At 60.1% G+C, this 18,789-nt stretch carries 15 protein-coding genes; 4 read left to right on the top strand and 11 right to left on the bottom strand.

The annotated features are described in order from the left end of the window. Positions 1 to 5: 5 nt before the first annotated feature. Both BV106_RS21615 and BV106_RS21620 read right to left on the bottom strand, forming a co-directional pair. Entirely contained in the window at positions 6 to 1,157 is a 1,152-nt protein-coding gene (locus tag BV106_RS21615) for a Gfo/Idh/MocA family oxidoreductase (RefSeq protein ID WP_038168177.1), read from the bottom strand. Positions 1,158 to 1,220: 63 nt separating this feature from the next. Then, positions 1,221 to 2,036, bottom strand: coding sequence for a sugar phosphate isomerase/epimerase family protein (locus BV106_RS21620; protein ID WP_038168179.1), 816 nt, complete (start codon positions 2,034 to 2,036; stop codon positions 1,221 to 1,223). Positions 2,037 to 2,167: 131 nt separating this feature from the next. On the opposite strand from BV106_RS21620, the gene BV106_RS21625 reads away from it, so the two are divergent. After that, positions 2,168 to 2,998 (top strand): AraC family transcriptional regulator, encoded by an 831-nt coding sequence (locus BV106_RS21625; protein WP_038168181.1) that lies wholly within the window; start codon positions 2,168 to 2,170, stop codon positions 2,996 to 2,998. A gap of 1,041 nt (positions 2,999 to 4,039) precedes the next feature. Beyond that, the gene (locus tag BV106_RS21635; protein ID WP_265595932.1) at positions 4,040 to 4,591 is read left to right on the top strand and encodes a hypothetical protein; all 552 of its coding nucleotides are present in this window, start codon (positions 4,040 to 4,042) and stop codon (positions 4,589 to 4,591) included. A 986-nt stretch (positions 4,592 to 5,577) separates the two neighbouring features. Here the strand turns inward: BV106_RS21635 and BV106_RS21640 are convergent. The 7 genes from BV106_RS21640 to BV106_RS21670 all read right to left on the bottom strand — a co-directional run bounded on the left by BV106_RS21640 (position 5,578) and on the right by BV106_RS21670 (position 13,579). Further along, positions 5,578 to 6,855, bottom strand: a complete 1,278-nt coding sequence (locus BV106_RS21640) for a putative sensor domain DACNV-containing protein (RefSeq protein WP_038168187.1) — start codon at positions 6,853 to 6,855, stop codon at positions 5,578 to 5,580. Positions 6,856 to 6,945: 90 nt separating this feature from the next. Beyond that, entirely contained in the window at positions 6,946 to 7,593 is a 648-nt protein-coding gene (locus BV106_RS21645; protein ID WP_051946154.1) for a class I SAM-dependent methyltransferase, read from the bottom strand. Positions 7,594 to 7,618: 25 nt separating this feature from the next. Then, entirely contained in the window at positions 7,619 to 9,694 is a 2,076-nt protein-coding gene (locus BV106_RS21650) for a response regulator (RefSeq protein WP_051946155.1), read from the bottom strand. 8 nt (positions 9,695 to 9,702) lie between these two features. Further along, entirely contained in the window at positions 9,703 to 10,182 is a 480-nt protein-coding gene (locus tag BV106_RS21655; protein WP_038168189.1) for a response regulator, read from the bottom strand. After that, entirely contained in the window at positions 10,172 to 12,451 is a 2,280-nt protein-coding gene (locus BV106_RS21660) for an ATP-binding protein (protein ID WP_081892083.1), read from the bottom strand. The genes BV106_RS21655 and BV106_RS21660 overlap by 11 nt, the downstream gene beginning before the upstream one ends. Then, complete coding sequence (locus tag BV106_RS21665; RefSeq protein ID WP_038168193.1) at positions 12,424 to 13,008, bottom strand: biliverdin-producing heme oxygenase; 585 nt, start codon at positions 13,006 to 13,008, stop codon at positions 12,424 to 12,426. Before BV106_RS21665 ends, BV106_RS21660 begins: the two co-directional genes overlap by 28 nt. Before the next feature lie 76 nt (positions 13,009 to 13,084). Further along, entirely contained in the window at positions 13,085 to 13,579 is a 495-nt protein-coding gene (locus BV106_RS21670) for a PA2169 family four-helix-bundle protein (protein WP_265595933.1), read from the bottom strand. Positions 13,580 to 13,821: 242 nt separating this feature from the next. On the opposite strand from BV106_RS21670, the gene BV106_RS21675 reads away from it, so the two are divergent. After that, entirely contained in the window at positions 13,822 to 14,823 is a 1,002-nt protein-coding gene (locus BV106_RS21675) for an ATP-binding protein (protein WP_265595934.1), read from the top strand. A gap of 64 nt (positions 14,824 to 14,887) precedes the next feature. Here BV106_RS21675 and BV106_RS21680 read toward each other — a convergent pair whose 3' ends face one another. Both BV106_RS21680 and BV106_RS21685 read right to left on the bottom strand, forming a co-directional pair. Further along, positions 14,888 to 15,499: an outer membrane beta-barrel protein gene (locus BV106_RS21680; RefSeq protein WP_038168198.1), complete on the bottom strand. Its 612-nt coding sequence runs from the start codon at positions 15,497 to 15,499 to the stop codon at positions 14,888 to 14,890. 66 nt (positions 15,500 to 15,565) lie between these two features. Next, positions 15,566 to 16,291: a TetR/AcrR family transcriptional regulator gene (locus BV106_RS21685; protein ID WP_038168200.1), complete on the bottom strand. Its 726-nt coding sequence runs from the start codon at positions 16,289 to 16,291 to the stop codon at positions 15,566 to 15,568. 104 nt (positions 16,292 to 16,395) lie between these two features. Here BV106_RS21685 and BV106_RS36030 point away from each other — a divergent pair, with 104 nt between their 5' ends. Beyond that, a complete protein-coding gene (locus tag BV106_RS36030; RefSeq protein WP_051946157.1) occupies positions 16,396 to 18,777 on the top strand; it encodes a mechanosensitive ion channel domain-containing protein in 2,382 nt (793 codons plus the stop codon). Positions 18,778 to 18,789: the final 12 nt, after the last annotated feature.

Consider the following 18,789-nt stretch of genomic DNA (forward strand, 5'->3'; position numbering starts at 1 on the left):
AACGATCAGAGCTTCTCGAGATCGATCCACTTGCGCTGCTCCCAAGAGGCCAGGCCTGCCTCGGCGAGTTGCACGCCTTTGGCACCCTCACGCAGTGTCCAGCGGAAGGGGGCGTCGATGGCAACGTGTTTCAGGAAGAGCTCCCACTGGATCTTGAATGCGTTGTCGTAGGTCGTTGCGTCCGGGACTTCCTGCCAGCCGCCGTTGAAGTCGATGGGCTGATCGATGTCGGGATTCCAGATGGGCCGGGGAGTGGTGCCGAGGCTTTGGGCCCAGCATTTGCGCAGGCCCACGATGGCGGAGCCGTGGGTGCCATCCACCTGCATGGTGAAGAGATCATCACGGCGTACGCGGACCGTCCAGGAGCTGTTGAACTGGCAGACTACTCCGGTCTCGGTTTCAAAGGTGGCGTAGCAGGCGTCGTCAGAGGTGCAATCGTATTTGTTGCCGCGCTCATCCACTCGCTGGGGGAGGTGGGTGGCCCCGAGACAGCTGACAGACTTCACTTCGCCGAAGAGGTTGTCCACGACATAACGCCAATGGCAGAGCATGTCCACGATGATGCCGCCGCCGTCTTCCTTGCGATAGTTCCAGGAAGGGCGCTGGGCCGGCTGGTCTTCATCCAGACCGGTGAAGACCCAGTAGCCGAACTCACCGCGCACGCTGAGGATCTTGCCGAAGAAGCCTTGATCACGGAGGACCTTGAATTTGCGGATGCCGGGCAGCCACAGCTTGTCTTGCACCACACCATTCTTGACGCCAGCATCTTCACAGAGCTTGGCCAGGCGGAGGGCTTCGTGGGTCTCCACCGCGGTGGGCTTCTCACAATAGATGGCTTTGCCTGCGGCCACGGCCATCTCAACAAAACGGGCACGTTGCAGGGTGCCGGAGGCATCAAAGAAGATCTCGTAGGAAGGGTCCTTCAGCACCGTTTCAAGGTCCGTGCTGTACTTCTGCACCCCGGTGCGGGCCGCGAGGGCGCGCAGCTTGTCCTCGTTTCGTCCTGTCAGAATCGGATCCGGCAACAGGGTCAGATCGTCATTCACCTTCAGGCCGCCCTGCTGGATGATGGCCAGGATGGACCGAATGAGGTGCTGGTTGGTGCCCATGCGTCCCGTGACGCCGTTAAGGATGATGCCGATTCTGCGTGTTTCCATGATATGAGGTTGGCGTGGAGTGAGTGAAAGAGGAAGGGGTATCAGGAAAGAACGGCCCGTCGGTCAGGCCACATGTTCATGAAAGGCCTGGGTGATCTGTCCCAGGTAGGCGGTCTGGTCCATGGACCAGTAGCGGGTGGAGAAGATCTCCACCTCCGAGTAGCCTCGGAAGCCGGTCGCCTCCACCCACCCCTTGATCTGGCGGATGGGGATGCAGCCTTCGCCCATCAGGCCGCGATCATTGAGAAGGTCGGTCGTGGGCGTCTTCCAGTCGCAAACGTGGAAGGCAAAGAGACGGTTCTTGTTCCCGGTGATCTTGATCTGGGATTCCAGAGCATCATCCCACCACACATGAAACACATCAACTGCCAGGCCGAGATTGGAGGGGGATCCGAGATGATCGCAGATCTCGTTGGCCTGACGCATCGTGTTCACGGCCGAACGATCATCGGCGTACATGGGATGCAAAGGCTCAATGGCGAGTTTCACGCCCGCTTGTTGTGCGGCCGGGAGCACGGCGGCGATGCCGTCAGCAATCTGGCGTCGGGACTCTGCCAGCGGTTGTCCAGGGACGGCACCGCAGACCAGGACGATGAGCGGAGCACCCAGTGCATGAGCTTCGTCAATGGCCCGAAGATTGTCGTCAATGGCGGCCTGCCGGCTGGTAGGAGAGTGGCTGGGGAAGAAGCCGCCGCGGCAGAGGCTGATGATCTCCAGGCCAGACCCGCGCAGCATTTGACCAGCTTTCGCAATGTCGTGGCCTGCCAGGTGCTGCCGCCAGACCGTAATGCCGCCCACGCCAGCCGCCGGGTAGTGGCGGGCACAGTCGTCGAGCGACCAGGGCTTGGTCGTCATGGTGTGAATGCAGCAGCGGCTCATGGGGGTCAGTCTGGAGGGGGATCGCACTGGATGAAGTTGACGGGTTGAGGTTAATCGCAACCTGCTAGAACTATGGCATTTGCACTAGCACTTTTTCGACAGTGCGCTTTTGTCTAGGCGGAGCCCGACCTGTGAAGAACTACCGCCCTCTGCTCATCCAGGATCTGAATCTGCAAATCGCGGGTATCAAGGTCATGCGATTGAGGATCAACCGCCATCTGCCCGAGGCCCGGTGGAACGAGCACTCCCATGATCACGATCAACTCTTGATTTACCTGATGGGGCGGGGGCAGCAGAGGCTGGGAGACGCTCTTTACACTGCCCGACCTGGGACGGTCATTCACGTGCCGCCAGGGCAATCACACGCCTTCGCCCAGCAGGCGAGCCGTCCACCGCTGTGCCTGGTGCTGGACCTGGAGATGAGCACCGGCAGAGGCGTGGCTCATACCTGCGATCAGCTCACGGCCGATCAACTCACCGAGACCAAGTCCCGGCTCAGTACCTTGTTCCGGGATCCGCAGATCGAGCGGCGGGAGATGAGCTTCCGCGTGGCTGCGGTGGTACTCGACATTTTGGACATGGCCCTGAAGGCTATCGGCTGGCTCGTACCTGTGAACCGCTTCAGCAGCGCCCGTCATTACTCACTGGCCAAGCGGGTGGAGCGACTGCTTGAGACCAAGGATGCGAGCGATGTGCCGCTGGAAGAGATCGCCCGGCAGAGTGGCTACCAGCAAGATCACCTCAACCGCCTGCTCCGGGCGGAATGCGGACTCACTCTGGGGCAGATGCGCGCCAGGATCCGGTTGAAGAAGGCCGTCGCCTTGATCGAGGAGAAACGACCCATTCAGGAGGTAGGGGAAAAAGTGGGCATCCTGGACCCGAACTACTTCGCGCGTTGGTTCCGCCAACAGACCGGCATGACGCCGTCCGCGTGGCGAAGGAAGCCAGGGGAGTTAAGGTAAAAGTGACAACCCATAGCAGGCCGTGCCAACAGCCGCCATTGCGCAAATAAACACCAAAACAAGGGTACTCTTTCGTCGTGCTTCGCAGCTCGTGAGCAGAGGCTTTGTGGGCGTGCTCTCTTACCATCCGAACGCGTCAACACACGGTCCCACCACCATCCAGTGTTCGTCCCCGGCAACCGTTGGGGAGGGCTAAGCGGTGTTTTTCAACCTGCCTCTTGCGCACGAACCGGGTTAGACACGCGACTTGTTTGGCTATGTCCGCCCATCGTTGCTTGCAAGCCGATGGTCGTCAAGCATCACCTGGGAGCGTCAGCATGGACATCCGGGTCAAAGTGGGTATGTTGAGCTGAAGCGTGACAGCACCCTGCTGATGAAAACCACCACCAGCTTCGACAGTGCCGGCCGGCTGGGCACGGTGGCCCGGGAAAACGGGGACACCTGGGGCTACGGCTACACCAGCGGGAGTTCGAGGATCCACACCGTGGGGTTCAGCGGCAGCGGGGTGACCGCACACACGGCCGTGCGGGAGTATGACAGCATCGGCCGGGTCAAATCCATCCGCTATCAGCGGGGCAACAGCAGCGCCACCTGGGCGTCCAACCGTCTCATCGGATGGACCTATGGGTACAAGTCCAACTCACCCTGTCAGAGGGAGACTGCGGAACCCTACGCCCCCACTGGCAGCCCTGCCGGGGCGGATGAACCGAATCCGATGCCAAACACATGTGCCGTTGCTTCCGCAAAAATGTCACCGCATGATATGGGACTTCAACTGACCCGAGGGGATCCAAATATGGCAAAATACAAAAGAGATGACGGAAATTTTTCAATGTATAAGACTGTGGACGAGTTAGCCAAGAGGTTGGAAGAGAAGGTTTGTGTAAGAAGGTCAGAGTGCTTGGTCCGACCGGTGACTCTCTTTACGGCCAGGGTAGAAAAAGAATTCCGCGGGCTCCGCAGCCGAATCCGAGTGGGAGTGGCCCCAATCAAGTCCCACGCGTTCCGCAACCCAGATAATGGAGGTTGATCAAGATGTATATGAAATGCGTAGCAATAGTAGTATTGGTGATTCAATTCCTCGCGCCGACTTCAAGTGCCCAGCCTTTGAATGCCGATAGAATTCAGGTTGTGTTGTGGGGGTTTGGCGTTGGCGCTCCACCCCGGCCATGTATGGTGATTTGGAATATTAGGCTTAAGAATGCGGATGGACAACAAAAGCCTATCTTATCGCATGACTCCGGGTTGCTTGCTCCAGAGAATGCTCAGTACTCGATTGATCGGGGGATAAGGTCATTGCTTGATGATGTGCAAAAGAAAGTGAACGAACTGGTTGAGCTGCCTTCTGTGGACAACGCTGTTCGTCGGAAATTTGGGGAGATTGCAATAACTGCGTACCGATATCAAGGGGATGCGGTTGCCGCGATAACTGTAACAAGTGTCTCTGATGAGCGAGTGCGGTCGAGCGCGGTTGAGCTTGTTTCTGCCTTGGACAAATTGATTCCCGAGGGGCGGCGAACACGTTTGAGTGACGAGCTTGAAGTTCTGAAACGTGGGGGAAAAGCAGATGCCAAAAAGAGTGAAAACCCATAGCAGGCCGTGCCAACAGGCTGCTTCAAGAAAAATTGCGGACATTTCAAAGCAGGTGAGAAAGCTTGTCGAAGCTGATAAGGGGGCGTTCCAATTGGACCCAACAAGATACAAAACAATTGAGGCTGCTACAAAATGGCGAAAATCGAGTGCTTTGTGGCTGTGCCTATGTAATGGAGACACCCCAACAAAAGAAGAGATTGCATTTAAGTGGTGGCACATAATATCTATCTAACATGAGGAGTACTTATAGGCTGGGCATTTCTGTGGGTATTTTATGTTTACTAATATTGTGCCTCGATGACATTGTTATTTTTATTTCACTAAATCTTTTTAAAAATGAGTTTCCCGCTTTGGAACTGTTGATTGCCAATTATTTGAGGCTTCCAATTGTAATTTTCCATGTGGCCATTTCTCTAATGTGGATTTGCTGGCCAAGGAGCAGAAAGTGACAACCCATAGCAGGCCGTGCCAACAGCTGCCATTGCGCAAAAATAAACACCAAAACAAGGGTGCTCCTTCGTCGTGCTTCGCATCTCGTGAGCAGAGGCTTTGTGGGCATGCCCTCTTACCATCCGAACGCGTCAACACACGGTCCCGCCACTTCTGAATTGGTTTGATTTGCTCGCTCCTCCCGCGAGCGCACCCTTCGGGCTTCGCTTCGCTGCGTCCTAAATGCCTCCGTCCCTTGGCGCTTTTCCGGCAACCGTTTGGGGGGTAAGGTGGCGTGTTTCAACCTGCCTCTTGCACTCGAACCGGGTCAGACGCGCGACTTATCTGGCTATGTCTGGCTCTTCGTTGTATGTAGGTCTATCGCCGTCAAGCGCCACCTGAGAGCGTCAGCATGGACATCCGGGGTCGAACGGGTATGTTGAGTTGAAGTTGCTGTCACTCCTCCGGGTCGAACGCGGGTTCTTGTTCTCCGGGTGGTAACTCTACGCTCAACCCCCGGCTCGTATTGGGCGGGATGCCTCCGGTATCTTATGGCGTCAACCCACACTGTGAGTCCAGAACAACACGCGATCATCCACATTGGCGATCATGCGGACCTGGCTGTCTTGAGAGATGACGAAGCCGATGACCTCGGGCTCCACGGAGCAAAGGCGATAGACGGAACGGTGCCGGGTGCCGTCTGCCTGCACATTCCAGGGGACGGTGTAGATCCCATCCAAGTCCTGGGCGTGGCCCACTTGGAGGACGGTGCGGTCCACGCGGATCTCTCCGCCAAAGCCCAGCAAGCAAAGACGCTGATCAAGGACCAGGGCTCCGTCCACTTGCATGAGGTCGGAGAAGAAACGAGCGAGCTCGAAGAAAGACTCTTCCAACTGATCCAGCTCTGGATCCCGGCTGTTGCAGAAAATCTCCCAGGCCTGCTCCACGGTGGCGCCTGAGGGAGACAGTTCACCCACCCGCCGGATGAATGACTGCAGGAGGTGACGGAAACGAAGCCCAGCATCGTCGGCTTCGGCAGTGTACTTGCAGTCGATCCAGCGGGCAGCGGCGTCTTCCCCCTCAGCACCTTCTGGCAACACCACCACACTGCCGCCATGGCCGCTGGTTCGCACGAGATTGATGATCCGCTTTACAAACTGAAGGGAGATGAGGTGACTGAGCTCCGCATACGCTTCCAGATGGAGCGAGCAGGGGAGGCAGTCGTCGGAGAGTTCAGCCACGAGCTTGCGGCGCAATTCGACAAAACGATCATTGAGCAGGCGGGACTGAAAGACATCCAGCCGGGGCCCGTGAAACTCCGTGCCGCGCCACTCCGCCATGAGTTCGTAGCCGTGGTAAAAGAGCAGCCATCCTGGATCGCGGACATGGATGACCGGGTTCGAGATGTCATTGCCCGCGGATTTGCGCCCGCCCGCCACGAGGTTCATCCAGCGAGGGCCAGTGTTGATCACGCCCCAGATGGAAAGGCTGCGGTCTCGCGATTCATCCGGCCAGACCGCCACCACCGAGTGAAAGAAGCTGGCGGCGGGGCTGAGCCGTTTGATCTCATTCGGCGTCAGCTTGTGCGGCACCGCGAAGCGGATGGCGTGGCTGGCACTGGGTGGTCCCTCTGTGGGATTGAAGCTGTCTGGCGGGGCGAGGATGACACGCGCACGCACCGCCCGGCCCTCCTCCTTCAGCAGACTCGCCGCATAGAGGATCTGGCAAATCTTCTCGATCTCATGCGGCAGGGGGCAGCCAGGCAGGTGCTGCACAAGGCCGTGGATCACATTCAGTGTGTCCTTGAGGGTGAGTTCAGAGGAATTGCCGGTCATGGTGGGGAGATCGGGCAGGGAGCAACTGCATTACGACGGGAGTGGATTGTCCGTCAATCCCGGATGTAAGAAGGGTCTTGGTGGCCTCCTTCAGAGCACCAGATGACGCCGGGTGTGCACCCAGAGCTTCAACTGGCCCCCGAAGGCGGTGCGGTGGCATTCGTAGCCTTCGGGGATCTCATGACATTGCCCCACGTAGGTCACCACGCGTGCGCCCACAGGCAGCTCAGAGAGCTGAGCAGAGACGTAGCGAGTGTAAATGTCGTAGAGTTGCGCCTTGAGCTCGACCGTTCCGTCGATCTGGTAAGCCTGGCGGACATTTTCCTCGAACGGGTTGAAGATGTAAAACGCGTCGTAGTCGGCGAAGTTCACGGCAGTGATGTTGCCGTGCACGATCTGCACGCGGGGAATGCCCGACCGGTCGATGAGGTCCCGTGCGATGCCCACCAGTTCCCCCCGCTGCTCGATGCCGGTGAAGACGCCCTTTGTGGTGGCTGCGCCGATCACGCAAAACTTTCCCGGGCCGCAGCCGACATCAAGCACCCGGGTGCCCGGCCTGCTCACCAGGAGAGAGGCTGCTTTCCTGGCGACTTCCACCGGCGTCCAATGCCACGGTGAGATCTCCCGCACCTCCTTCGGATACAGGCTGTCAAAAGAGTCATCTTCAATGGAGTGAAGAAAGCCCGCATCCCACCCACGGGAGGAAGGATCCGGCGGGTCTGCAAAAGTAAGTGGCATAGGGGGAGGAGGCCTGGACTACGCCTCACTCAGACGGTGGAATCGCGTATCTGGAGATCACGGCCTCCAGTTCCTGAATACGTACCGGTTTGGTCAGATGGGCTAAAAATCCCACGGAGGTACTGCGGGAGATGTCCTGCTCCATGCCATAGCCCGTCAAGGCGATGGCCCGGATGCCGTACTGGGCGTGGAGCTCCTCCATAAGATCATAGCCGCTGCCATCGGGCAGACCGATGTCGGAAATCATCAGGTCAAAAGAATGACATGCGGCAGCGTGCCGGGCTTCTTCAATGGAGGCGACATTGGTGATGCGGTGGCCTCGGCGGGTCATGAGTACTGTCAAGGCCGCACGGGTGGGCTCATGATCCTCCACGATCAGAATATGCAGCGGGGGACAGTGGCTGGTGGCGGCGAGTGCGGCTGGTGCCGCCACGGGGTGGGCCCCATTGGAGGCCGGGGGCGGAAGGGGGCGGCAAGAGTCGGATTGAATGGGAATACGAATCCGGAACAGGGCCCCGGCATTCCGTCCCGGACTCGACGCGGTAATCTCACCAGAATGCATCTCGACCAGCATGCGGGAGATGGCCAGCCCCAGTCCCAAGCCGCCAAAACGATGTGATCCATTGGGCCAGGAATGCTCGCCCTGAGCAAAGGCATCGAAGACACTGGCCAGCTCTTCCTCGGATAGCCCGATGCCATCGTCCTGAACTTCGACAGCCACCCAGCCATCGTTGACCTGGGTGGACACACCGATCCTGCCTCCCTCCGGGGTGAACTTGACGGCGTTGTTGAGCAGGTTCCAGAAGATCTGTTGCAGGCGCACCGCATCCCCCAGGACGTAGGGACCTTCGCCATCCAGTGACAGCTGCAGCCGCAGGTGCTTCTTGTCCGCCTCTCCCTTCACACTGGTGAAGGCATCGCGCAGGACATCATGCACGTCGAGCCTGCGGAGTTCGAGCGAGAGCTTGCCCCGGCTGATGCGGGTGATGTCCAGCAGGTCGTCGATGAGACGGGCTTCGAGATCCACATTCTTGCGGATCGTATGAAAATCCGCCCTCACGTCTTCCGGAAGATCAGGGTTGGCGGCGGCTTCGCTCGCAAGGAGCAGCACGGGATTGAGCGGGGTGCGCAGTTCGTGGGAGAGGCGGGCCAGAAACTCATCCTTGGCACCGGACGCGGCGAGCGCCTGATCTCGGGCGAGTTTGAGCTCCTGTTCGGCCCGCTTCCTCTCCGTCAGATCGGAGAGCACCGCAATCACACCCACGACCTGCCCATCAGCGTCGAATTCGGGCTTGTACACCACGTGGATCCAGCGCGGCCCCAGCTCTTCATAGGGGAGCTCCTTTTCGAACTCCACGCGTTGCCCTTCAAAGGCGGCAGCCAGCTCCGGCAGGGCGGTGAGATAGGCCTTTTCGCCAATAATTTCTGTCGCGTGGCGACCAATGATGTCCTTCACCTCCCGGCCATAGCGCTCAGCGTAGGCACGGTTCACGAACTTGTAGCGGTGCTCACGATCCACCTGCGCCAGCAGGACGGAGGCGTGGTCGGTCACCAGTCGGAGCTGGGTTTCGCTGGAGCGGAGGGCCTCTTCAGCCCGCAGACGCTCAGCGGCTTCGCGTTCCAGTTGGGTGACATGTTCTTCGAGCTGGGCATTCTTCTCCGCCAAGGCACGTCGCTGGCTTTCCAGTTGTCGCTGGATGGTCGCCTTCTCCATGGCGTTCTCCACCGCACGCCTGAGGGCAAACCCATCCGCGCTGCTCTTCTCCAGATAATCGTGAGCGCCGTTTTGCAGTGCGTTCACCGCCACGGAGATTTCCGCGGCCGAGGTGAGCATGACAATGCCGAAGGTGTGGTTTCCATGAACTGAAACCAGCTGCCGGACAAAGCTCAACCCATCCGTCTCCGGCAGGTGAAAGTCCACGAGCACGCAGTCGGGAAGCTCCTTGGCGATCTGGGCAGCAGCCTCGGCCGCCGTCTCAGCCTCGTCCACATGGTACTCCCGGTGCGCTCCACGAGTGAGATGACGCCGGAATACCACACGATCCGTGGGGGAGTCATCCACGATGAGCACACGCACAGAGGGACTTCTGATTTCTGCCATGGTATGGGTCAAAGTCCGGTGGGCGCGGCAGTGGAACTGCCGGAGGTGGGAGGCAACCGGACGGCCTCCAGCCAGTAGGCGACAAGCATTTCCACCCCTCGCTTGAACGCAGAATAGTCCATTTCCTTCACGTGATACGAATTGGCACCGTTCTCATAACACCAGGCGATGTCCTGGGGATTGCTCGAAGTCGAGAAAATCACCACCGGCACCGTCTTGAAGCGTGGATGCTCGCGGACGGCTGTGAGCACGGTCCGTCCATTGAGCCCGGGCAGGTTGAGATCCAGCACGATGAGCGACGGCAGTTCTGGAGGCGTGCGGTCAGGGATCACGGGAGCGCGCATCATGGCCAGGACCTGCTCGGCTGAGGTGCAGCGCTGGAGGCGGGCAGGAGCGTTGGCCCGGCGCAAGATGCGCTCCAGTGCCATGAAGTCTTCGTCGCTGTCTTCTACGACCAGAAACGACGGTTGAGTGGAGCTAGGGGGCATGTGGGGAGGCGACCGGAAGGGTGAAGGAGAAGGTCGTGCTGACCCCAGAGACAGAGTCGATCCAAATATTTCCTCCATGACGCTCTACGATCTTTCGGACAATGGTCAAGCCCGCGCCGATCCCGCCGCCGTACTCGTTCCGGCCGTGCAACCGTTTGAAAATCTGGAAGACGATGTTGCGATGTTCTGGAGCGATGCCGATGCCATTGTCACGTACCTGCAATTCGCATGTGGTGCCGTCGGCGGATGTTTCAAACGTGACGAGCACCTCCGGGACAGGCTTGTCGTTGTATTTGATCGCGTTGCTGATCAGGTTGGTGAAGAGTTCACACAGGCGGTCGGAGTCCCCTTGCACGATGGGTAGGGGGCGCGGGATGGTGATCCTCAGCCCGCTTTCCTGGACCCGGGAGACCAGGAACTCCAGGGCATCCGCCACGCATTCATTGAGGTCGACAGCCGTGTTCTGGATTTCCTGCCGGGACAGACGGGAGTAGTGCAGGAGCGAGTCCAGCAGCATTTCCATCCGGTCTGCCAGGCGCATGACCGTACGGGTATAGCCTTTGGCCTCCTCTGCCAGATCATCGCCAAAGTCCTCCATGAGGAACTGGGAGTAGTTGCGGATGCCGCGGAGCGGTTCCTTCAGGTCGTGCGAGGCCACGTAGGCGAAGGAGTCGAGCTGACTGTTCCTTTCCTGGAGGTCGGCGTTGAGGCGCACCAACTGCTCGGTGTGGCGGACGAAGTGCTCCAGGATCGACTGGCGGAGCTGACGGGCCGCGTCGTACTCGCAGGTCAGCCAGGGGCGGGAGCGTCCTTTCACGGTCTCCTGCCAGAGGGCAAAGGATTTGCGCGGCGTGAGTCGATCCCCATGAGGGCCCAGAGTTACCGCCTTTGCCGGCTCGCCCGCCCAGTTGACAGTCTGTGTCTCCTCCTGGCGGAACCAGAACAGGTAGGCCTCCGCCTGCTTGGAGAGGCGCACGGAGAGCGTGCCACTGGCGGCGGCACAGGATTCCGCCAGGTCGGGGAAGCGCTCACCCAGCCGGTCTGTGCTCCAGACTGCTTCCTCCACTTCGTTGCCCAAGCGGGCTGCCAGCTTACGGATGGAGGCCTCGTCAGGCGTGATCCCGTACAATTGGACTTGATGGTTGAAAAGCAGGGCAGCACCGGTGGCTTGAATGCCGCCGATCATCCCTTCGGGCGGGCAGCGCAGCGCTTCCGGCAGGGAGGGGGCCGCATTCAATTCTGCTACCAGCGCGTGGTGTTCGCGATGGAGCGCCTCCGCATAAGTATGCTGGTCCGCAGCCTCCTTCCCCGCCACTTGAAGGGAGAGTGTGTGGGCGAGAAACTCACACGCCATGCGGGTGCCATGGGACACGTAACGCGGCGAGTAGTGATGACAGGCGAATAGCCCCCACAGCCGGTCATTCACCACGATGGAGATCGACATGGAGGCGTGCACCCCCATGTTCTGCAGATACTCCGCGTGAATGGGGGACATGGAACGCGTGATGCAGAAGCTCATGTCCAGAGGCTGATGGGTGTCGGGCCGCAGGGCAGGCACGAGGGGGACGGGCTGGTAGCGGACGTCAGGATTGAGCCGGAGCTGAGAGCGTTTGAAGAGCTCCCGCGCCTGTCTCGGGATGTCTGCTGCCGGGTAGTGCAGGCCCAGGTAGCTCTCCAAGTCGCTGCGGCGCGCCTCGGCAATGACATGGCCGGAATCATCCTCCGCAAACCGGTAAACCATGACCCGGTCGAAGCCGGTGAATTCCTTGACCTGCTCGGCGGCCTTCTGGCAGAAGCTTTCCAGTGTGGGCATGCGGTCGAGCTGGGAGAGCGTCGCTTTCAGCGAACCGTAGATCTCCTCGTGCACGGCTGTTTCGTCATGGGGCCAGTGTTCCAGCTCCAGAATGAGCGCGCCTTGATAGCGGTGCACGATGGCCTCGAACTCCGTCGCGTGACCCATGAAGCGCATGCCCGGAAGGTAGTGGGGCGCTTCGTCCAGCTCCCGTGGCAGCACCTTTCGTCGGAGGTAGTCGAGATCGCGGGATTCCACCAGCTCTGACAACGGGCGGTTCAAGCAGGATGCGGCTCCTCCGCTGATCGCAGAGGCGACGTTGTTTGTTATTTGCTGAACCACCAGATCCGGCTCTGTCAGCACCATGAGGATGGCGTGAGGCTGGATGGAGCCGGGGATGTGAATGGGCTCCCGGTCGCAGTTCGCGAGGTTAACAGTGGTCTCCTGACTCATGAATTTTGCGATCGGTTCAGCCATTGATCAAAACTAACAAAGGCAGCCTTGGCTGCGGTAGTCGCCTCAGCTTCATTCAGCTGGCTCTCCACGGATCGCACCCAGGCACCAAAGGCCCGCCAGTGCGGCACCGTTTCCTCCCCATACCCTGAGAAAAAGCGCCCTCCCTGGTCGGGGGTGGTGCCCAGGGTGGAGGAGAATCGCTTGGTAATGAGCTGCCCTCCCAAGGTGGAGCCCTCCAGCACGTAGAGACAGCCCACGGCATGGGACGCCGAGGAGAGGGGTGGAAGATCCCGACAGCGGGGAAGAGAATCAAGCCCGGCGGGCTCCGCTCCCAGGTTGAGGAGATCTTGTGCCAGCCACGCCGTCTTACGTGAGGCTTCAAAATCCCACCCCATAGCATTCCAGTTCACGACCCCGGCGAGCGCGTCCTCGAGGGGTTCATAGAGCGTGAAGAAATCCTCAAGCAAACGTCGGTAAGCGGCGAGATCGGTGACCCGGTTGAAGAGGTCCAACCGGTCTTCGAGGAGCTGGTGTTCTGTTTGCGTAGCGGCTTTGAGGGTCGGGAGCAGTTCGGGCATTGGAGGGAGTCTGGCGGAAGGGATGCCGGGCTGGCGCGGGAAACGTGGATGGAGCGTTTCCCGGCCTGGGTCTTTTTTAGCTGGCTTGCGGAAGCTTGTACAAGCCTGAGTCGCGCAGTTTGCGGACTTCGTCATGCGCCTGTCGCACCTGGGCCGACTGGGCTGCTATGGCGGATCTCACGTCCACTGGGAGTTCGGCGAAGTCGCGCTGGGCGTCCTCGAAGGCGGCCTTGGCGGCATCCTCCCCACGTTCCGCCTCCTCCAGCAGTGCTTGGTCGTCGTTGCTGGTAAGGGCGGTGCGGAGGCCGATCCACGCCCGGTGAAGCCCGCCCGTGGCGGAGCCTTTCTCATCCACATCGGACTCGCCGAAGCGGCGCTCCAGATCCTGGAGCTGGGTTACAAAGTCATGGCGCTGGTGGCTGTAGTTGGCGAACACGTGTTTCAGTTTCTCTGATCGTGCGTGCTCTGCGGCTACCTTGAAGCCTTCCTCACCATCCCGGCTGATGCCGATGAGGTTGTGAAGCAGCGAAAGAATGTCCTCAATGGGCTTGATGTCCAGGTTCGAATTCATGATTTTTTTGGGGTTTCGATGGGGGGAGGTCAGAATGAACCCAACCCATTTTGAAAGGGATCGCATCCCGGCGGGGGAATGCGTCCCGTCGATGTCACCGCACAAAATCGAACAAACTTTTTCCGGGCACCCAACCGGTTCATGGTTAGGCTTCGATACTTGAAATTGGCAGCGAGTTTCCGCCGGATCAAAACACCCTCGCGCCAGCCCGTCGAATGTTGATGACCGCCCCGCCCGAGATCATGGAATTGTTGCTAGTAAGTGTCGCAGATGGCCCAGAGGTGACGACACAGGTGGCGGTGGCTGGCCGGACCGCGTTTGGTGAAGCCGGAGTGAGGGCGGTGCGGGACTCGGAGGAACTGTTGCATGAACCTGCGGTGACGCATCGCCAGATGGTGGTGCTGATCAGTCCAGACTCTGGCGTCATCAGTGCCGTACGGAGCGCGCAGGATCCGCAGCAGCTGCCTCGCTGGGCGGTCATGGTGCTGGATGATCCTGAACTTCTCACCTCGCCTTCCGGGCTGACCCGGGCGCTGCGGGATGCCTGGAAGATTTATGAGGGCGAGCGGGAGTACGCCCGGTTGCGTGGGGATCTCAAGGCCGTGGCCCGCCGGGTGAACCATGATCTACGTTCGCCTTTAGGTGGCATCACCACCACGGCGGAGCTGATCAAGGAACTGCTTGGAGAGTCCAATGCGGAGCTCGCTTCGTTGACCGATCCTCTGTTTGATTCGGCCCAGTCCATGATTCGGTTGATGGATCGTATCAGCTTTATGGCCCGGGCGGTGACGGAACGTCCGGCCAAGGCACCCGTGGTGATGATGGAAGTGGTGTGGGCCGCAGAGCAGCGGCTCCAGCGTGCACTCATGAGGAAAAAGATCTCCATCCGCCATCCCGAGGGCTGGCCGGAGATCTCTGGCGTGGCCTCCTGGCTGGAGGTGATCTGGCATAATCTGATGGGCAATGCCATCGAGCACTCCGCGGCCGGAACTGAGGTGCAGCTTTTCTGGGAGCTCGCGGGGACCCGTGAGTTGCGTTTCGGCGTCCGAGATATGGGAAGAGGGGTGCCGGCAGCCAAGCGTGGCCAGCTGTTCTACCCCTTCCATCTGCTCCAGGTGCCCAACAGCCCGCATGGTCTGGGCCTCCCCATTGTACAACGGCTGGTGGAGATGCAGGGAGGGGCGGTGAAATGTGATTTCCCTGAATCCGGGGGAAGTGTCTTCTCCTTCACCCTGCCAGTCTGAGGTGCAAAAAAGCCTCCGCCACCCTGAGGCGACGGAGGCGGTGCAATCACTCAACCAGGATTCGTTAGAACGCGAAACGAACGCCAGCGCGAATCAGCGTGAAGTCGCTGTCATCGCGTTCGACGAAGGTGTAGCGAGCATCCGTAAAGATGCCGAAGTTCGGGCTGAAACGGTATTCGACTCCGAGACCGACATGGCCCTGAAGCAGGACATCATCTGTATCCCGTGGATCATCGTCATCTTCCACCCGGTCCTGAAAATCATCGAAGTCATCGCTGTCGATGTCATCCGCGTTGAAGGTGATGCCGATGCCCGTGAAACCATAGACAGCAAAGCCAGACTCACCAAGCGGTGCCCGGAAGAAGACGTTGAAGGTGGCGGTGCCCACGGCGTCGCCTTCGGTATCGAAGAGCGATCCTTCACCCCCGATGCCGAACCAGCGGGTGATGAAATAGTTTACTCCAAGGCCGCCGCCGAAAGCGTCGTCACCGATGAGCCGTTCGTTGCCGGAACTGGTCACTCCATACTGGCCAAAAAGGTCAAACTGGAGTTCGTGGGCGTTGTAAAGGGAGACCGGGGCCGGAGGAGGCGTGATCACCGTGGGCACAGGCGTGCCTGCTATGGCAGTGCTGCCAAGGCCGCCAAGCGTGGCGAGGAGGAGGAGGGTGTTCTTCATATTGAGGTCGCGGGCTCTGGGTTGGAGTGGGTGGTTGTTTTTTGGTCGTTCTCCCTGTCTTGTGGATCAGGAAGGAAGGGGGGTGCCGAGGTCGAACGGCGCGCGCATGCCTGCTGCAGCGTAGTGTATGAGGGAGCGGACCAACTGCTCTCCCGTAAGTCGGGAGGTGTGCGGCATTCCTGCCATGCTGGCGAACTGGCAGGTCTCAAAGCGGCTCCACTTATAGAGAGCATGGTGGAGGGTCCCAAACATGAAACTGGTGCGCCAAAACAGCTCCCTCTCCGGGAGTCCGGGAAGTGCGCGGAGGAAGTGGGGATTGAAGGTGGAAACCACCTCTGCAAACACTCCGACGAGGAAGGTCTCCAGCTTGGGATTGGGCTCCTGGAGGCACCGCCCCATCAGGCGGAGAAAGTCATCGGAGTATCCGCCCGTGCGCAACTCGTCCACCGACGGGCGGATGAAGGCATCAAGGATGTCCTCAAGAGGAACAGGAGACCCACCGGCATGCTTGACGGCGGCCGCGAGGCGGGTCAGCCGATGGTCATTAAGCGGGGCCAGTCGGCGGAAGAACACCGCCTCTACCAAGCCGTCCTTGCCTCCGAAGTGGTAGTTGACTGCCGAAACGTTCGCTGCTGCGGCTTTGGTGATGTCGCGGACGGACGTGCCGTCGATGCCTCGCTCGGCGAAAAGCCTCTCGGCAGTGTCCAGAAGAGTGAGGCGGGTGACGGCGGAGGGGACCTTCGCGACAGCGGGTGGGTGGCTCTGGTCAGGAAAGGTGAGCAGGGTGGACACCGTTCAAACAAACGTTTGAAATGAGTTTTAGTCAATCACCAACTGCAGCCAACTGCTGAAAAACCCGGTTGCCCCGAGGCCCATAGGTCTCTAAGGGTGATTGGATGAAGCTGCTGGCAATCGCTTTCTGGACGGTCATGTGGGCGATGGCAGGGGTGGCTCAGCAGCCACCCAAACTGCCGGACATTGGCACCATGGTGAAGCCGGCCGAACCGGTGGAGCCGGTGCTGCCGGACTTCTTTCCTCTCGCGCAGGTCGCGGAGCAGGCTCAGAACTCGGACCAGGAGATGGAGGCGCTCCAGGCTGATGCTGAGGGAGTGAAGGTGGAAACAGGGGTGACGGCGCAGCTCGGCAAGCAGGCCAAAGAGATCTCCGCACGGACGGCAGAAACGAGCGCCATTCTGGGGGCCAGTCCCGGATTGGATGCGTTGCAGTCCCAGGAAACGGTATGGGCGGAGATGCGTCGCTTGCTCAGCAATTGGCAGAGTGAGCTGGCTGCCCGCGCGGATCTCCTGGAGCGGCGGGACCAGCGGCTGGCCAAGCTGCTGGACACCTGGCAGAAGACCCTCGACGAAGCCAAGAAGGCCGGGGCGATGCCGGAGGTGCTCAAGCGGATCGGGGCCGTGATGGACCAAATCCAGAAGGCGCGCACCGCGGGGCAAAGAGCCAGCAGCGGGATCGTCGCCTTGCAAACCAAGGTGAGCAATGAAGACGCTCGTGCCAGGGAGATGCAGGTGGCCATCACCCAGGCGCAGAGCCGGGCGATGCGGATGCTACTGCAACCAGATGCGCCGATGATCTGGAAGCCGGACGCACTCCAGCGTTCTGCGGATGTGATGAGAATGGATGCCGGTGAGGCATTGCCCGTGCAGTGGTCTGCGCTGGGCGCGTACTTGCTCCGCCAACGCGGGGCGTTGGTTCTGCACGGGCTGATTGTCGTCGCGTTCTTTTTGCTCATTACCTGGATGCGACGTCATGTGGGACAATGGGCAGTAGGGGATGAGTCCCTGCGCGGTGCGGCCGTGGTCTTTGGCGTGCCCAAAAGCACGGCGCTGGTCCTGGCGGTGCTGGTGAGTGGCTGGATCTATCCTCAGCCTCCCCGCATCTTCTGGGCGGTGGTGGGAGGCGTGGCGCTCGTGCCGACGCTCTATGTGCTGCACCACCTGGTGGCGGGCTCATTGAGGAAGCTCCTCTACGGTCTGGCCGGCTTCTATCTCTGCGGTGTGGTCTTGAACCTCGCGGCCCCATGGCCGGTGCTGTCTCGATTCCTTTTCCTCGGGGAGACCCTGGCGGGTGCGTTGTTTTGCCTTTGGTTCTTGCGCCGTGCCACCAAGCCGGATGACACCTCCGCCCGGCTCTGGTCCATCTCCCTGCTGGCGGTGCGGCTGGCGATGACGGTGTTCGGGGTGGCCTTCGTGATGAACGCCCTGGGATACGTGGGGTTGGCCAGATTCCTCACGGCCGGCCTGTTCAAGAGCACCTATCTGGCACTGGTTTTGAATGCGGCGGTCAGTGTGGTGGATGCGCTGGTGGGTTGTTTCCTCCACTTCCGCCCGGTGGCGAAGCTTCGCGCGGTGCAGCGGCACCGGCCGATGTTGCGTCGTCGCAGCAGCCGACTTCTGCGCTGGCTGGCCGGGCTCTGGTGGGCCACTTCCACCCTGGATGTGCTCTCCCTGAAGCGGCCGGTGTTTGAAGCCATCGAGACTACGCTGACGAGCAACTGGATCCTGGGCTCAGCCACTCTATCCATCGGTGGCGTCGTCACCTTCCTGTTGATGGTGGCCGGGGCGTTCCTGCTCTCCAAGATCCTGCGCTTCGTGCTTGAAGAGGACATTTATCCCCGGGTGCGCCTGGCTCGGGGTGTTCCCTATGCGATCTCCACCATCCTGCACTATGTGATCCTTCTGGTGGGCTTCGTGCTTGCCGTGGCCGCCTTGGGCTATGACATGACGAAGTTCACCATACTGGCGGGTGCATTCGGTGTGGGGCTGGGCTTCGGCATGCAGAACATCGTGAACAATTTCGTCTCTGGCCTGATCCTGCTCTTCGAGCGTCCGGTCCAGGTAGGGGACATTATTCAATTGGAGACGATCACGGGAGTGGTCACGCACATCGGCATTCGGGCCAGCATCGTCAAGGTGGGGGATGGCTCAGAAGTGGTGGTCCCCAACGGAAAGCTCATCGCGGATCGCTTCACGAACTGGACGCTGACGGATCGCAAACGGCGGTTGGAAGTGGCGGTGACGGTTGCGAAGGATGCGGATCCCCAGCGGGTGATTGAGGTCATCAATGGGGTTGCGGCGGACCACCCACTGGTGGTACAGGCCCCCGCACCACAAACCTGCCTTACTGAGTTCGTAGCCGGGGGCATCAAGTTCGAACTCCGGGTGTGGACAAACCGCTTTGAAGACGCCCGGCCCCTCAGCAGTGACTTAAGTGTGGCAGTTCATAAAGCCCTCACCGAGCAGGGGATAGCCCTGCTCTAGACACAGCGAAAA

This window comes from Verrucomicrobium sp. BvORR106, from assembly GCF_000739655.1.
Classification (GTDB): Bacteria; Verrucomicrobiota; Verrucomicrobiia; order Verrucomicrobiales; family Verrucomicrobiaceae; genus Verrucomicrobium.

Excerpts from the sequence above, each read along its gene's own strand:
- BV106_RS21615 (WP_038168177.1), bottom strand. The coding sequence starts at position 1,157 with ATGGAAACACGCAGAATCGGCATCATCCTTAACGGCGTCACGGGACGC.
- BV106_RS21620 (WP_038168179.1), bottom strand. The coding sequence starts at position 2,036 with ATGAGCCGCTGCTGCATTCACACCATGACGACCAAGCCCTGGTCGCTC.
- BV106_RS21635 (WP_265595932.1), top strand. The coding sequence starts at position 4,040 with ATGAAATGCGTAGCAATAGTAGTATTGGTGATTCAATTCCTCGCGCCG.
- BV106_RS21640 (WP_038168187.1), bottom strand. The coding sequence starts at position 6,855 with ATGACCGGCAATTCCTCTGAACTCACCCTCAAGGACACACTGAATGTG.
- BV106_RS21645 (WP_051946154.1), bottom strand. The coding sequence starts at position 7,593 with ATGCCACTTACTTTTGCAGACCCGCCGGATCCTTCCTCCCGTGGGTGG.
- BV106_RS21650 (WP_051946155.1), bottom strand. The coding sequence starts at position 9,694 with ATGGCAGAAATCAGAAGTCCCTCTGTGCGTGTGCTCATCGTGGATGAC.
- BV106_RS21655 (WP_038168189.1), bottom strand. The coding sequence starts at position 10,182 with ATGCCCCCTAGCTCCACTCAACCGTCGTTTCTGGTCGTAGAAGACAGC.
- BV106_RS21660 (WP_081892083.1), bottom strand. The coding sequence starts at position 12,451 with ATGGCTGAACCGATCGCAAAATTCATGAGTCAGGAGACCACTGTTAAC.
- BV106_RS21665 (WP_038168193.1), bottom strand. The coding sequence starts at position 13,008 with ATGCCCGAACTGCTCCCGACCCTCAAAGCCGCTACGCAAACAGAACAC.
- BV106_RS21670 (WP_265595933.1), bottom strand. The coding sequence starts at position 13,579 with ATGAATTCGAACCTGGACATCAAGCCCATTGAGGACATTCTTTCGCTG.
- BV106_RS21675 (WP_265595934.1), top strand. The coding sequence starts at position 13,822 with ATGGAATTGTTGCTAGTAAGTGTCGCAGATGGCCCAGAGGTGACGACA.
- BV106_RS21680 (WP_038168198.1), bottom strand. The coding sequence starts at position 15,499 with ATGAAGAACACCCTCCTCCTCCTCGCCACGCTTGGCGGCCTTGGCAGC.
- BV106_RS36030 (WP_051946157.1), top strand. The coding sequence starts at position 16,396 with ATGAAGCTGCTGGCAATCGCTTTCTGGACGGTCATGTGGGCGATGGCA.